The organism is Streptomyces sp. CB01373 (genome assembly GCF_002803075.1).
Taxonomy (GTDB): domain Bacteria; phylum Actinomycetota; class Actinomycetes; order Streptomycetales; family Streptomycetaceae; genus Streptomyces.
In genome coordinates this window covers 235,062-248,675 of the sequence record NZ_NNBK01000002.1, presented here as the reverse complement: position 1 = coordinate 248,675, position 13,614 = coordinate 235,062, and the positions used below count along the sequence as shown (strand labels likewise).

Genomic DNA, 13,614 nt, shown 5'->3' with positions numbered 1-13,614 from the left:
AGCGCACCCCCGCGCGCCCCCAGGGCGCCCGCGCTCAAGGAGACCGATGAGTCGGACACGGCACATCCGAGGTTCCCGCCTTGCCACGGCCGGTGTGGCCGCCACCACCGCCACCCTGCTGGCCGCCGCCCTCTCCCCCGCCGCGCACGCGGAGGGCAGACCCACCCGGGCCACCGCCATCCACAACGCCGAGTCGGCGCTCGCCCACCACTCCACGGCCCTGGGCCTCACTTCCGCCGAGGCGACCACCGTACGGGACGTGGTCGTCGACAAGAACGGCGCACAGCACGTCCGCTACGACCGCTCGTATCGCCAACTGCCCGTGCTGGGCGGTGACTTCATCGTCCATCTCACTCCGGACGGCACCTACCGCGGCGCCGACCGGGCCTCGAAGGGCACGGTGTCCCTGCCGAGCACCACGCCCGAGCTCACCGCCCCGAAGGCGGCCGACCTCGCGGTGAACGCGCTGCGCGCGGAGAACCTGGGCACGAAGCTGCAACAGGTCAAGGCCAAGCCCGAGTTGATCGTCGACGCCCTGCACGGCGCCCCGCGCCTGGCCTGGCGCACCAACGCGGTCGGGCTGGACTCGCTCGGCAACCCGGTGGCCCGTACGGTGCTCACCGACGCCCGCACGGGCGCGCAGATCGACGCCTGGGACAGCATCGAGACGGCGGCGGGCGACGGGCAGTCGCTCTACAGCGGAACGGTGCCGCTGGAGACCACGCTCTCGGGCTCGACGTACCAGCTCAAGGACCCGACACGGGGCAACACGTACACGGGCGACGCGGAGAACAAGACCGACCTGTGCATCTTCGGCATCTGCTTCCAGCGCGCCCCCGCCACGTTGTTCACGGACGCCGACAACCACTGGGGCACGGGCACGACCGCGGACCGCGCGTCGGCGGCGGTCGACGCGCAGTACGGCACCAACGAGACCTGGGACTACTACAGATACGTCCACGGCCGCAACGGCATCGCGGGCGACGGCAAGGGCTCGTACAACCGCGTCCACTACGGAAGCAACTACAACAACGCCTTCTGGGACGACAGTTGCTTCTGCATGACGTACGGCGACGGTGACGGCACCACTTTCGGCCCGCTGGTCGCCCTCGACGTGGCCGGGCACGAGATGAGCCACGGCGTGACGTCGAAGACGGCGGCACTGACGTACTCGGGCGAGTCCGGCGGCCTGAACGAGGCCACCTCCGACATCCTGGGCACGCTGGTGGAGTGGTACGCGAACAATCCCGCCGACCCCGGTGACTACCTGATCGGCGAGAAGATCGTCCGCTCCGGCTTCGGCAAGTCGGCCCTGCGCTACATGGACAAGCCCTCCAAGGACGGCAGTTCGGCCGACTGCTGGAGCAGTTCGGTGGGCAACCTCGACGTCCACTACTCCTCGGGCGTCGCCAACCACTTCGCCTACCTGCTCGCCGAGGGCAGCGGTGCCAGGACCGTGAACGGCGTCGCCTACGACTCCCCCACCTGCAACAACTCCTCGGTGACGGGCATCGGCCGCGACAAGCTCGGCCAGATCTGGTACCGGGCCCTGACGGTCTACATGACGTCCTCCACGAAGTACGCGGGCGCGAGGACGGCGACCCTGAACGCCGCCAAGGACCTCTACGGCGCCGGCAGCGCGGAGTACAACGCGGTGGCGGCCGCCTGGTCCGCGGTAAACGTGAGCTGAGGCGGACCGGCACCTGGGCAGAGCGGGCGTCCTCGACACGAGGGCGCCCGCTCCGCCGTGCGGGTCAGGCCGACGCCCTGACCGCCGAGCCCGCCCGGGCCGGCTCCTGCACGGCGCGGCGGCGCCGGGACGGCAGCCCCGTCATCGGGTTGGCGACGGCCCAGGCCGCGCCTTTGCAGACCAATTCCTTGTAGACGGCGGCGAGCCGTCCCGTCAGGACCGCCCGGACGGCACGGTCGTCGGCGGTGACGTACTGGATCAGGCCTTCCCCGCGGCCCAGCGAGACGCACTGGTTGAAGTACCGGAGCGGCACGTTCGGGAGCTTCCCGCCGGTCAGGCGGGCCGCGATGGCGTCGGCCGCCTGCCACGCGGTGGGGATGCCCGAGGCGCACGACATCCGCAGCGGCTTGTCGCCGGGGCCCATCGCCATGGCCGCGTCGCCGACGGCGTACACGTCCGGATGCGAGACCGAGCGCATCGTCCCGTCGACCACGATCCGGCCCGTACCGGTGACCTCCAGGGTGGTGGCCTTCGCGACCGGGTGAATGGCGAAGCCGGCGGTCCACACGGTGATCGCCGCCGGGAGGGACCTGCCGTCCGCCGTGGCGACGCGGTCGGCCTCGACGCCGGTCACAGCGGTGTCCTCGTGCACGGTGATGCGGAGCTTGCCGAAGACCTTTCGCAGGTGCCGGCGGCCTGCGGGCGAGAGCCAGTCGCCGAGGCCGCCGCGGGCGGCGAGGACGACGTCGAGGTCCGGGCGGGCCCCGGCGATCTCGGTCACGGCCTCCACGCCGGTGAGGCCGCCGCCGACCACGACCACGGACTGTCCGGCGTCCAGGCGGGCCAGGCGCTCGCGCAGCCGGAGCGCTCCGGGGCGACTGGCGATCTCGTGGGCGTGCTCGGCGGCGCCGGGGACGCCCTGGTCGTTCCAGCCGCTGCCGAGGGCGTACACGAGGGTGTCGTACTCCAGTTCCCCGGCAGCACCGTTCGCTTCGACGACGGCGACGGTCCTGCGGTCGACGTCGACGCCGGTGACTCTTGCGAGCTTCAACTCGACGCCGGTGCCCGCGAACATCTCGCTGAAGGGCCGGGGCCGGAGGCTCCGGCCGACCGCGAGCTGGTGCATCCGCACGCGCTCGACGAAGTCGGGCTCGGCGTTGACGAGGGTGATGGAGACGTCGTCGCGGTGCAGCCGCCTGGCGAGACGGCCGGCCGCGATGGCTCCGGTGTATCCGGCTCCGAGAACGATGATGCGGTGCTGCATGTCGTTGCTCCTGTCCGATCGGGGTCGCCACTTGAACCGGGCGGCCCGCCGTTTCCTGACAGCAACACGATGTGAAGCACCTCACAACGGTTCAGAAGGCGTTGAGCAGCGGTTCGCCGTGGTCGGTGGCCGCCCACCGCCGGGTCGCGCGTGCGAGCTTGTCGGGGTTGACCTGGTTGCGGAACGCGGCGATGCCCTCGGCGGTGACCTCCAGGCACATCACGCCGACGATCCGGCCGTCGACGACCGCCACGACGGCGGGACCGCCGTTGGCGGTCGTGGCGTACACCTCGGGTGAACCGCCGACCAGGGCGCGCTTGGCCTCGCCGGGCTTGAACAGGCCCCGCATGAACTTCGCGACCGCCAGGGCGCCCTCGAACGCCTTGGCGCGGGCCGGGACCTTGCCGCCACCGTCGCCGATCGAGACGGCGTCCTGGGTGAGCAGCCGCACGAGCGGCTCGGTCCGGCCGCTGGTGGCGGCCGCGAGGAACTCGTCGACGATCCTCCGGGCGGCGGCCTCGTCGATCTCGGCGCGGGCCCTGCCGTCCGCGATGTGCTTCTTGGCGCGGTGGAGGATCTGCTGGCCGGCGGCCTCGGTGATGTCGAGGATCTGGGCGATCTCCCGGTGCGGGTATCCGAAGGCCTCCCTCAGCACGTACACCGCCCGCTCGCTCGGGGTGAGGCGCTCCAGGAGGGTCAGGACCGCGTACGAGACCGATTCGCGCTGCTCGGCGGTTTCGGCCGGGCCGAGCATGGGGTCCCCGGCCAGCAGCGGCTCCGGGAGCCACTGGCCCACGTAGGTCTCGCGCCGCGCCCGGGCCGAGGTGAGCTGGTTGAGGCACAGGTTGGTGAGAACCTTCGTCAGCCACGCCGCGGGAACCTCGATGCGGCCGACGTCGGCGGCCTGCCAGCGAAGGAACGTGTCCTGCACGGCGTCCTCCGCCTCGCTCGCGGAGCCGAGGAGGCGATAGGCGAGGGCCTCCAGACGCGGCCTGGATGCCTCGAACCGGTCCACGTCACTCGCAGTCAGGGCCATGGCCCCGGATCCTAGCCCTCACGGGGTGCGAGGCCCTGCAGTTCTGGATCGCGGAGCAGCCGGACCAGGCCGGACGTGTCGAGCAAGCAGATCACTGGCTGTTCTTCTCCGCCCGGTGCAGGCACTCGGCGTCCTCGACGGCACCCCACTCACGCGCACGCTCGAAGTGACGGCTGATGCGCGCCGCACGCTCCTGCTGCTCGCGGCAGACCGCGTCGGCGACCGCGCACGGACCGCTCCCTCGAACGTCCAGGCCGCGACCGGACCGATCAGCCGCCTGGTGGTTCACGGCGCAGAACTCGGCCCGCTGGGGCGAACGGCACGGCGAGCGACGTCCAGTTCGCACCACACGGACTTTCCGACGGTGAGCCGCTCCACGCCCCACCGGTCGGCGACCTCCCGGACGATGAGCAGCCCGCGCCCGAACATGTCGTCCGGTGAGGCGTCACGCGGGGCCGGGAGCGCCTCGCCCTTCGGGTCGGAGACGGAGACGCGTACGGCCCTTTCGGTGAGGGTGAGTTCGACGCGGAAGAGCCTGTCCCGCAGGCATCCGTGCAGGACGGCGTTGCCACCGAGCTCGGAGACCAGAAGGGCGACGTCGTCCGCGAGTCCGGGATGACCCCACTCCGTTACGAGCCGGTGGACCCGTCGCCGGGCGACGGTGACGCTCCTCGGCAGCGGCGTGCAGTCGAGCCGGTCGTACTGGAGCGGGTTGCAGGGGGCGACCAAGTCGCTCACCTCCGGGCAGGGGTGGAGGCGCCCAAAAGGGCGCCACTCTGCGAGCAGTTCGCGACAGAACGTAACGAGTCGAGGGAGATTCATTCAATCTCTACCCGGAAGATATCCACCGATCGTGTTGCGACAGTCGCCCGCGCCGAGCAAACTTGCTCCGCGCGGCCCCGAAGGAGAAACCAAGTGACGGTCAGTCAGGCACGGCAGGGGAACAGCACGTCCAGCGTCCTTGGACGCAGACTGGGAGCTGAACTCATCAGACTCCGCAACATGGCCGGACTCACTCAACCGGCGGCCGCGAAGGTGCTCTCCGCTTCCACAGCAAAGGTCGCAAAGCTGGAGGGCGGCTGGGTTCCCGTACGTGACCCCGACATCCGCGCCCTGTGCGAGCTGTACGGAGTCCGCGATCCCGGCATCGTAGGCGGGCTCCTGGAGTTGGCGCGGGTTGACCGCGAGCGCCGCAAGGCCAAGGGCTGGTGGGACGACTACCCGATCCACGGCGTCTTGCAGGAATACGTCGCACTGGAGAACGCTTCGACAGCAATCAAGGTCTGGCAACCCGCGTTCATTCCGGGTCTGCTTCAGACTCCGCAGTACGTACTCGCCTTGAGGAAGAGCCCCATCACCACCCCGGCCATGAGGGAGCAGTCCGACGAGGACTTCGTCACAGCTCGCATCACACGACAACAGCGCCTCTCCTGCGACGCCCCGCTGCTCCTCCACACCGTGATCTACGAAGCGGTACTGAGGAACATGCCCGGCGGCGCAGAAACAGCTCGCGGCCAGCTCGACCACCTGACAGCAGCGGCCGGCCTCCCGAACGTCAGCATTCGAGTCTTCCCCTTCGGCGCGGGCACCCACTTCGGCTTGAACGGCTCGTTCAACATCATTTCGTTCGCAGAACCTGGAGCCATGGACATCGTGTATGTAGAGGCCCCTTTCGCTCAGCGATGGGTAGAGGGTGGCGAGGGCGCCGCCGCCTACGATGAACTGTTCACCATGGTTGCCGAACAGTCCCTCGACGAGCGGGAATCCGTCTCGTTCCTCCACAAGCTGCGGAAGGAACTTTGAAGCATGCCCGCCTTCAGATACCGCAAGTCCAGCTACAGCGATCCCGAAGCCGAGTGCGTCGAGGTGGCCACCAACATCCCCACCACCATCGCCATACGGGACTCCAAGCACCGCACCGGCCCCTCGCTCCACGTCACCCCGGCCGCCTGGACGGCCTTCGAGCGGACCGTGCGAGAAGGCACCTGTGACCAGCCAGGCGGCTGACGACCCCGTCCGCGAGCTCGTCCTCGTCGGCGGCTTGAGCCCTGCGGATGTCGCGACGCTTCACCGCGAGGCGCTTCGCGTGCTGCGGCCCCACGGCCGGGGTCCGCGTCTGTGGGGCGAACGCGAAGGCCGAACCGGCTCGCCACCGCCCGCACGTCCCCGTTCGACCAGCGGCGCAGCCACAGACCCGTCGGTACATCCAGATGATCACGCACCGTCGAAGTCTGGCGCCTACCGGTCGTGGAGCACCAGGGGACGGGTGACAGGGACGATGGTGAGCAGATCGTCCAGGCCCTTGAAGTCATCCGGGTGGGTGGTGAAGAGGGGCAGGTTCTCGGCGATGGCGATCGAGGCGATCATCAGGTCCGCGATGCGGCGCCGGGGCCTGCGACCCGAACTGACGACGGCCGCGCAGACCCGGCCGTAGACGCGGGCCGCCTCCACGTCGAAGGGAATGGGATCGAACTCGTTCTCGGCGCGCTGGAGGACATCCGTCCTGCCGGGCGCGCGCGGCGTGCTCGGCGGTGCGGCCCTCACCAGCCATAGGGGTCGTGCGGCTCCTGCTCGACGGTGGCGTCCTGGTCGACACGGAAGGCGTCCACGGAGATGTCGGGGGCGCTCCGGGACATGGCGGCGAACTCGTCGCGCGGAACGAACCGTCGGCGGCGCCGCAGCGGGATCAGCTCTCCGATGCGGTGCCCGTCCCGGGTGACGGTGAAGGACTGACCACCCTGGACGGCATCCATGATCTCTTCGGATCTCGTGCGCAGGTCGCACTCAGTGATCTCGGGCTGGGTCGTCATGGGTCCACGGTAGGCGCCGCGCGCCAGCGGGTGCCACGTCATGGCACACGCACACGGGACCTTCCCCGAACCCCGCGCACCCGGTCACACGCAGTCTCCCCGGGCTTCGCAGTGACGGGCAACCCGTTCACCCCCGCGCCGCGCCCCCTTCCGGGTGGTCTCCGACGTGTCGTCAGCAGGTTGGGCTTGACCTGGCCAAACGCCCGCTCCTGGGGGCGGTCCGGGGCGGGTGACCGGCACCCGTTCACCGTATTTCTGACGTGCCCTCAGGGAGCGGCGGCGCCCGCGTGCGCTTTATCTCGGAAGGGCAAGGGCACGACCGATGCCGGCACATACAGGTCTCGGGTCGTGCCGCCGTGGAGCGAGCCCGGAGGAGCACCGATGCGACGTACCGCCGCCCGTCCGCCGGCCAGGGCCGTGGCCGGGGCTGTGCTCGCCGTGGCCGCCGTGGCCGCCGTGGGCGGTCTGGCCGCGCCCGTGTACGGCGCGGCCAGCGGCAGTCTGGAGGTGTCCCCGTACTCGGTCGAGCCGGGCGGTCAGGTCACCGTGAACACCAAGGGGTGCGGCAAGAAGGCGGCCGCGGCGGGCGACGCCAGCGCGGTCGGCGCGGGGCCCTTCACTCTGGCGCCCGGCTCGCACGAGGGCGAGGCGGTCGGGCGGTTCCGCGTGCCGGACAGTGCACAGCCGGGGACGTACGAGATCGTCGCGCAGTGCGCCGACGGCGACCGGGAGGTCAAGGGCGACCTGATCGTCACGCTGATGGCCGCGCAGGGGCAGGTGGAGCCCCGGGGAAGTGTGAAGACGGGGGTCGGCGGCGGGCTGGGCCGCGACCCCGTGCGGACCGCGGCCGGTGTGGCGGCTCTCGCCGTCGCCGCCGCGGGCGGTACCTGGCTCCTGCATCGCCGGGCGAGAGGCGACGGGATCTGACGGACACCCTCCGCTGTCCGTCCGCCAGTACCGCACGTCCCCTCCCCCCTCCGGGTGCGACGCCCCTCGCGCCCCGGAGGGGGGTGCGGGGCACCGAGTCCGGGAGGGGCCCCGGAAGGGGCCTGAAGGGGGCCGGAAGGAAGCCCGCGGGGTTCCGAGAAGGGTCGTCCCCATGCGCATAGGCAACACCGCGATAGCGACCGTCACCGTGGTCGCCTTCTGCTCCGGCGTGTGGCTGCTGTACAGCGGCGCCGAGACGCACGCCCCGCCCCAGCCCGGTGCGGCTCAGGGCGTGTTCGACCCCGGTGAGGAAGCGCGCGCCGCCCCCGCGCTGCCGCCGTCCCCGCCCATGCGAATCCGCATCCCGTCCATCCGGATCGACGCCCCGCTGACCGGCCTCGGTCTGACGAAGTCCGGCAGCCTCGACGTCCCGCCCGCCGGCGACAAGAACCTGGCCGGCTGGTACGAGGCGGGCACCACCCCCGGCGAGCGGGGCACCGCGATCGTCGCCGGCCATGTCGACAACGCCCAGGGACCCGCCGTCTTCTACAACCTCGGCGCCCTGAAGAAGGGCAGCACCATCGAGGTGGACCGCCGCGACGGCGGGATCGCCGTCTTCACCGTGGACGCCATCGAGGTCTACGAGGCCAGGGACTTCCCCGACGAGAAGGTCTACGGCGTCGCCAAGCGCCCGGAACTGCGCGTCATCACCTGCGGCGGCGGCTATTCGAGGACCACGGGGTACAAGGGCAACGTGGTCGTCTTCGCCCACCTGACCGGCAGCCACTGAACCGTCGCCCTCAGGACGGTTTCCGGACACGACCCGGTACGGGTGGCCGCGTACTGGGCCACGCCTCGGCCCCTGACCGCCGAAGACCGCTCAGGCATCGTCGGGCAGCAGCTTGAACGCCTTGAACTTGCCGAGCGGCCGCACTGCGCGGAAGTCCCTCCGATCCGTGGTCAGGATCATCTCGGTGGAGTAGACATCGGCGAGGACGACGTTCACCGCGTCGGCGAGATCGAGGTCGAGATCGCAGTAGCGGTCCCGGATTACCTCCGCCCGGTCGAGGACTTCCGGCCCGACCTCGGGGACCACGGCACGCAGGATCCTGGCTCGGCTGCGCAGATCGGCGAGGATGCTGCGCGCGGCGGCTCTGCCGAAGAGGCGGGTCCCCATGTGGTCGAGTTCGGCCACGACGAGTGGTGACACCACAACGAGGCCCGCCGCGCCCAGTGCGTGCGCACAGCCGTCCGAGTCCGGGTTGTCCTCGTCGTAGGCGGCGAGAACAGCGCAGGTGTCAGCGACGACGATCACGCTTCAGCGTCCCTTTCCCGCCTGCGCACAACTCCCTCGGCGACAGCGTCCCGAACCGCCTGCTTGTCGATCGGCGCGCCGCCACTTCGGAACTTGCGCGTCACGAACGGCTCGTCCCAGGTGCGCTCCGACAGCGCGGCGAGATGGATCGCCCGACGGATTATCTCCGCCTCGGAGATCCCTTTCCGCTCCGCGGCTTCCTTGATGATCGCCAGATCCTCGGCGTCGGCATACACATTGGTCCGCTTGAGAGTCATGTACCGAGCGTAGTACACATCGACTCCAGCGCCCGCCGCTGCGGCGCCGCCTACGCCACCCATTGCTGGTAGGCCATGTTCGCCACCAGGGCGAACACCACCGTCAGCAGCACGATCCGGACGAAGCCGCTGCCCTTCTTCAACGCGGTGTGGGCGCCCAGCGCGCCACCCGCCAGGTTGAACACGGCCAGCACCGCCGCCAGTTGCCACAGGATGGCGCCCTGCCAGGCGAAGGTGGCCAGGGCTCCCGCGTTGGTGCAGCAGTTGACGATCTTCGCGGTGGCGGAGGCGGTCACCAGATCCAGGTGGAGCACGGCGGTCAGGGCCAGGACGAGGAACGTGCCGGTGCCGGGGCCGATGAGTCCGTCGTAGAAGCCGATACCGAGGCCCGCGAGGCCGATCGCCGCGAGGATCCGGCGGCGAGTGGCCGGACCGGACGACGGGGCGGTGCCGAACGAGGGGCGCAGGATCACGAAGGTTCCCACGCCGAGCAGCACCACCATGATCACTGGCTTGAGCACCTCGGTGCTCATCCCGGCCGCGAAGAACGCCCCGGCGGAGGACCCGGCGAGCGCGGCCAGCCCGATGCGGACGGCGGTGCGGACGTCCACGGGTGCCCGGCGGACGTAGGTGACGGCCGCGCCGGTCGTGCCGACGATGGCGACCGCCTTGTTGGTGCCGAGCGCGGCGGCGGCCGGGGTGCCGCCGGGCAGTCCCAGCAGCAGCGCCGGCAGCAGCAGGAGACCACCCCCGCCGACCACGGCGTCGATCCACCCGGCCGCGAAGGCGGCGAGGCACAGGAGGACGACCACGGTCAGCGATATGTCGGGCATGATCGCGACCCTAGGCAGGGATGCGTGGGCAGTCCACGTATCTGAGGGACTTTTGAGGTCCACGGGCCGTGCGCGCTGCCGTGTGCTGTGACGTGGGAAAGGGGCGGCGTCCCCGCACGGGACGCCGCCCCTCCTCTTTATGGACCGGAGTCCTCGTCGTAATCGGTAGTGAGGGTCGGGGACCACGACGAGGACTCCGGGGTCTGTTACCGGTGGTCGCTGCCCTCCGCCTCGACCGAGGCCCGGCCGGCCTCCAGGCGTGCCACCGGGATGCGGAAGGGGGAGCAGGAGACGTAGTCCAGGCCCACCTCGTGGAAGAAGTGCACGGACTCGGGGTCGCCGCCGTGCTCGCCGCAGACGCCGAGCTTGAGGTCCGGGCGGGTGGCCCGGCCGGCCTGGACGGCGGACTTCACCAGGGAGCCGACGCCGTCCCGGTCGATCGTCTCGAACGGCGACACCCCGAAGATGCCCTTCTCCAGGTAGGCGGTGAAGAACGACGCCTCGACGTCGTCGCGGCTGAAGCCCCACACCGTCTGGGTCAGGTCGTTCGTGCCGAAGGAGAAGAACTGGGCGGCCTCGGCGATCTGGCCGGCGGTCAGCGCGGCCCGCGGCAGCTCGATCATCGTGCCGATCGCGAGCTTGAGCCGTGTGCCGGTCGCCTCCTCGACCTCGGCGATGACCTGGTCGGCCTCCTCGCGGACGATCTCCAGCTCCTGGACGGTGCCCACCAGCGGGATCATGATCTCGGCGCGCGGGTCGCCCTTGGCGGCCCTGCGCTCGGCGGCGGCCTCGGCGATGGCGCGGACCTGCATGGTGAACAGGCCGGGGATGACCAGTCCGAGGCGTACGCCGCGCAGTCCGAGCATCGGGTTCTGCTCGTGCAGGCGGTGCACGGCCTGGAGCAGGCGCAGCTCGTTCTCGTGCGGCTCCTGCCGGGACTCGGCGAGAGCCACGCGCACCGACAGCTCGGTGATGTCGGGCAGGAACTCGTGCAGCGGCGGGTCGAGCAGGCGGACCGTGACCGGCAGGCCGTCCATGGCCTCGAACAGCTCCACGAAGTCCTGCTTCTGGAGCGGCAGGAGCTGCTTGAGGGACTCCTCGCGCTCGGCCTGGGTGTCCGCCAGGATCAGCCGCTCCACCAGCTCGCGGCGGTCGCCGAGGAACATGTGCTCGGTGCGGCACAGACCGATGCCCTGGGCGCCGAAGCGGCGGGCACGCAGCGCGTCCTCGGCGTTGTCGGCGTTGGCGCGCACCCGCAGGCGGCGCTTGCGGTCGGCGAAGGCCATCATCCGGTGGACCGCCTCGACGAGTTCGTCCGCGTCGTCGGCGCCCGGGTGCATCCGGCCCTCGAAGTACTCGACGACCGGGGGCGGGACGACCGGGACCTCGCCCAGGTACACCTTGCCCGTGGAGCCGTCGATGGAGATCACGTCGCCCTCCTCGACGACGTGCCCGCCGGGGACCGTCATCCGGCGGCGCTTGGTGTCGACCTCCAGGTCCTCCGCGCCGCAGACGCACGTCTTGCCCATGCCCCGGGCGACGACGGCCGCGTGGGAGGTCTTGCCGCCGCGGGAGGTCAGGATGCCCTCGGCCGCGATCATGCCGTCCAGGTCGTCGGGGTTGGTCTCCCGGCGGACCAGGATGACCTTCTCGCCCGAGCGGGACCACTTGACGGCGGTGTACGAGTCGAAGACCGCCTTGCCGACCGCCGCGCCCGGGGAGGCGGCGATGCCGCGGGCGACCTGCTCGACCTTGGCCTCCTCGTCGAACCGCGGGAACATCAGCTGCGCGAGCTGGGCCCCGTTGACCCGCTTCAGGGCCTCGGCCTCGTCGATCAGGCCCTGGTCGACGAGCTGGGTGGCGATGCGGAACGCGGCACCGGCGGTGCGCTTGCCGACGCGGGTCTGCAGCATCCAGAGCCGGCCGCGCTCGATGGTGAACTCGATGTCGCAGAGATCCTTGTAGTGGTTCTCCAGCGTCTCCATGATCTGCATCAGCCGGTCGTACGACTTCTTGTCGATCCGTTCCAGCTCCGCCAGCGGGACGGTGTTGCGGATGCCCGCGACCACGTCCTCGCCCTGCGCGTTCTGCAGGTAGTCGCCGTAGACGCCCTGCTGCCCGGAGGCGGGGTCACGGGTGAAGGCGACGCCGGTGCCCGAGTCGGGGCCGAGGTTGCCGAACACCATGGAGCAGATGTTGACGGCCGTGCCGAGGTCGTGCGGGATGCGCTCCTGACGGCGGTAGAGCTTGGCGCGCTCGCCGTTCCAGGAGTCGAAGACCGCCTTGATGGCGAGGTCCATCTGCTCGCGCGGGTCCTGCGGGAAGTCGCGGCCGGCCTCCTTCTTGACGATCTTCTTGAAGGTGGTGACCAGCTTCTTCAGGTCGGCGGCCTCGAGCTCGGTGTCGACGGTGACCTTCTTGGTCTCCTTGGCCTTGTCGAGGGCGTCCTCGAAGAGGTCGCCCTCCACGCCGAGCACGGTCTTGCCGAACATCTGGATGAGGCGGCGGTAGGAGTCCCAGGCGAACCGCTCGTCGCCGGCCTGCTTGGCCAGGCCCTGCACGGACTTGTCGGAGAGGCCGATGTTCAGGACGGTGTCCATCATGCCGGGCATGGAGAACTTCGCGCCGGAGCGGACGGAGACCAGCAGGGGGTCGTCGAGCTGGCCGAGCTTCTTGCCCATCTTCTGCTCGAGCGCGTCGAGGTGCGCGCTCACCTCGTCACGGAGTGCCGCGGGCTCCTCGCCGCTGTCGAGGTAGACCTTGCAGGCCTCGGTGGTGATCGTGAAGCCCGGAGGGACCGGAAGGCCCAGGTTCGTCATCTCGGCCAGGTTCGCGCCCTTGCCGCCGAGCAGGTCCTTGAGGTCCTTGTTGCCCTCGGTGAAGTCGTAGACAAACTTCACGCCGTCAACACTGGTGCCGCGATCGGCTACCTGGAGATCTTTGTTTTCCGACACGGGTCTCGACTCCTCGAGGACGCGGTGGCTGCCCTGACGGCCAGGAACATACCCAGATCAAAGGCCGATGGGTACGTCCACTTGTGGGTCATGCGCCCGTAACCAGTCGTCCGCCAGCGGATCGAAAGTCAAGGCTTGGCAAGCCGTCGGGTGCAGATGTTTTCACTTCTTGAACGAATCAACGCGCGCAGACCCGTCCAGCCGCTCACATGAGCGGCTCTCGTCACGTCTGTTTTCGATCGATGAACGATCAATGGATGGCACTGAGTGCCACCCATTGGAGAAGTGCAGCCGCTCAAGATCCGCTCATCTGAGCACAACCCTTATCAAGGGTGGCGAGAATCACGCTGCCACAAGCGCTCGAATATCACCATGCGGACGACCTCCGGCCCCGTGGCCGGGGAGCCGTTTGCCGGGTGTTTGCCGGCGCCTGTGAACACGGATGAGGGCCTGGCCGTACGGGTGTGCGGCGGGCCCCCGCGTGGCCCGCCTCCTCAGCGACGCCGCGCACGGAAGGACCTTCGGGTG

The 13,614-nt window shown here is 70.1% G+C and carries 14 protein-coding genes and 1 pseudogene; 5 read left to right on the top strand and 10 right to left on the bottom strand.

The window, feature by feature from the left end:
• The first annotated feature begins 46 nt into the window (after window positions 1-46).
• The gene (locus CG719_RS03400; RefSeq protein WP_100566949.1) at window positions 47-1,690 is read left to right on the top strand and encodes a M4 family metallopeptidase; all 1,644 of its coding nucleotides are present in this window, start codon (window positions 47-49) and stop codon (window positions 1,688-1,690) included.
• Between the two features lie 64 nt (window positions 1,691-1,754).
• On the opposite strand, the gene CG719_RS03395 is transcribed toward CG719_RS03400, so the two are convergent.
• The 4 genes from CG719_RS03395 to CG719_RS03380 all read right to left on the bottom strand — a co-directional run bounded on the left by CG719_RS03395 (window position 1,755) and on the right by CG719_RS03380 (window position 4,728).
• The gene (locus CG719_RS03395) at window positions 1,755-2,954 is read right to left on the bottom strand and encodes an NAD(P)/FAD-dependent oxidoreductase (protein WP_100566948.1); all 1,200 of its coding nucleotides are present in this window, start codon (window positions 2,952-2,954) and stop codon (window positions 1,755-1,757) included.
• Window positions 2,955-3,045: 91 nt separating this feature from the next.
• A complete protein-coding gene (sigJ, locus tag CG719_RS03390; RefSeq protein WP_100566947.1) occupies window positions 3,046-3,990 on the bottom strand; it encodes an RNA polymerase sigma factor SigJ in 945 nt (314 codons plus the stop codon).
• 91 nt (window positions 3,991-4,081) lie between these two features.
• Window positions 4,082-4,279 carry a hypothetical protein gene (locus CG719_RS36125; RefSeq protein WP_100566946.1) on the bottom strand — a complete coding sequence of 66 codons (198 nt, stop codon included), beginning with the start codon at window positions 4,277-4,279 and terminating at the stop codon, window positions 4,082-4,084.
• A complete protein-coding gene (locus CG719_RS03380) occupies window positions 4,276-4,728 on the bottom strand; it encodes an ATP-binding protein (protein WP_324838183.1) in 453 nt (150 codons plus the stop codon). The genes CG719_RS36125 and CG719_RS03380 overlap by 4 nt, the downstream gene beginning before the upstream one ends.
• A 177-nt stretch (window positions 4,729-4,905) precedes the next feature.
• Between CG719_RS03380 and CG719_RS03375 the strand changes: the two genes are divergently transcribed.
• On the top strand, window positions 4,906-5,793 hold the full coding sequence (locus CG719_RS03375; RefSeq protein WP_234375391.1) for a helix-turn-helix domain-containing protein: 888 nt from the start codon (window positions 4,906-4,908) through the stop codon (window positions 5,791-5,793).
• A gap of 3 nt (window positions 5,794-5,796) precedes the next feature.
• Window positions 5,797-5,997, top strand: coding sequence for a DUF397 domain-containing protein (locus CG719_RS03370; protein WP_100566945.1), 201 nt, complete (start codon window positions 5,797-5,799; stop codon window positions 5,995-5,997).
• A gap of 231 nt (window positions 5,998-6,228) precedes the next feature.
• On the opposite strand, the pseudogene CG719_RS03365 reads toward CG719_RS03370, so the two are convergent.
• Window positions 6,229-6,517: pseudogene (locus CG719_RS03365) on the bottom strand (PIN domain-containing protein); the annotation flags it as partial.
• 13 nt (window positions 6,518-6,530) lie between these two features.
• On the bottom strand, window positions 6,531-6,800 hold the full coding sequence (locus CG719_RS03360) for a prevent-host-death protein (RefSeq protein WP_100567185.1): 270 nt from the start codon (window positions 6,798-6,800) through the stop codon (window positions 6,531-6,533).
• 381 nt (window positions 6,801-7,181) lie between these two features.
• On the opposite strand from CG719_RS03360, the gene CG719_RS03355 reads away from it, so the two are divergent.
• Together CG719_RS03355 and CG719_RS03350 are read left to right on the top strand one after the other, a co-directional pair.
• Window positions 7,182-7,727 (top strand): hypothetical protein, encoded by a 546-nt coding sequence (locus CG719_RS03355; protein ID WP_100566944.1) that lies wholly within the window; start codon window positions 7,182-7,184, stop codon window positions 7,725-7,727.
• Window positions 7,728-7,899: 172 nt separating this feature from the next.
• Complete coding sequence (locus CG719_RS03350; RefSeq protein WP_100566943.1) at window positions 7,900-8,517, top strand: class F sortase; 618 nt, start codon at window positions 7,900-7,902, stop codon at window positions 8,515-8,517.
• A 90-nt stretch (window positions 8,518-8,607) separates the two neighbouring features.
• On the opposite strand, the gene CG719_RS03345 is transcribed toward CG719_RS03350, so the two are convergent.
• The 4 genes from CG719_RS03345 to ppdK all read right to left on the bottom strand — a co-directional run bounded on the left by CG719_RS03345 (window position 8,608) and on the right by ppdK (window position 13,086).
• Entirely contained in the window at window positions 8,608-9,042 is a 435-nt protein-coding gene (locus CG719_RS03345; protein WP_100566942.1) for a PIN domain-containing protein, read from the bottom strand.
• Window positions 9,039-9,299: a CopG family transcriptional regulator gene (locus CG719_RS03340; RefSeq protein WP_100567184.1), complete on the bottom strand. Its 261-nt coding sequence runs from the start codon at window positions 9,297-9,299 to the stop codon at window positions 9,039-9,041. Before CG719_RS03340 ends, CG719_RS03345 begins: the two co-directional genes overlap by 4 nt.
• Before the next feature lie 50 nt (window positions 9,300-9,349).
• Window positions 9,350-10,132 (bottom strand): sulfite exporter TauE/SafE family protein, encoded by a 783-nt coding sequence (locus CG719_RS03335; RefSeq protein WP_100566941.1) that lies wholly within the window; start codon window positions 10,130-10,132, stop codon window positions 9,350-9,352.
• 206 nt (window positions 10,133-10,338) lie between these two features.
• Entirely contained in the window at window positions 10,339-13,086 is a 2,748-nt protein-coding gene (ppdK, locus tag CG719_RS03330) for a pyruvate, phosphate dikinase (protein WP_100566940.1), read from the bottom strand.
• Between the last annotated feature and the right edge of the window lie 528 nt (window positions 13,087-13,614).

Bases quoted from the DNA above. Each gene is read 5' to 3' on its own strand.
- CG719_RS03340 (WP_100567184.1), bottom strand. From the start codon at position 9,299: ATGACTCTCAAGCGGACCAATGTGTATGCCGACGCCGAGGATCTGGCG.
- CG719_RS03355 (WP_100566944.1), top strand. From the start codon at position 7,182: ATGCGACGTACCGCCGCCCGTCCGCCGGCCAGGGCCGTGGCCGGGGCT.
- CG719_RS03350 (WP_100566943.1), top strand. From the start codon at position 7,900: ATGCGCATAGGCAACACCGCGATAGCGACCGTCACCGTGGTCGCCTTC.
- CG719_RS03395 (WP_100566948.1), bottom strand. From the start codon at position 2,954: ATGCAGCACCGCATCATCGTTCTCGGAGCCGGATACACCGGAGCCATC.
- CG719_RS03335 (WP_100566941.1), bottom strand. From the start codon at position 10,132: ATGCCCGACATATCGCTGACCGTGGTCGTCCTCCTGTGCCTCGCCGCC.
- CG719_RS03360 (WP_100567185.1), bottom strand. From the start codon at position 6,800: ATGACGACCCAGCCCGAGATCACTGAGTGCGACCTGCGCACGAGATCC.
- CG719_RS03370 (WP_100566945.1), top strand. From the start codon at position 5,797: ATGCCCGCCTTCAGATACCGCAAGTCCAGCTACAGCGATCCCGAAGCC.
- sigJ (WP_100566947.1), bottom strand. From the start codon at position 3,990: ATGGCCCTGACTGCGAGTGACGTGGACCGGTTCGAGGCATCCAGGCCG.
- CG719_RS03400 (WP_100566949.1), top strand. From the start codon at position 47: ATGAGTCGGACACGGCACATCCGAGGTTCCCGCCTTGCCACGGCCGGT.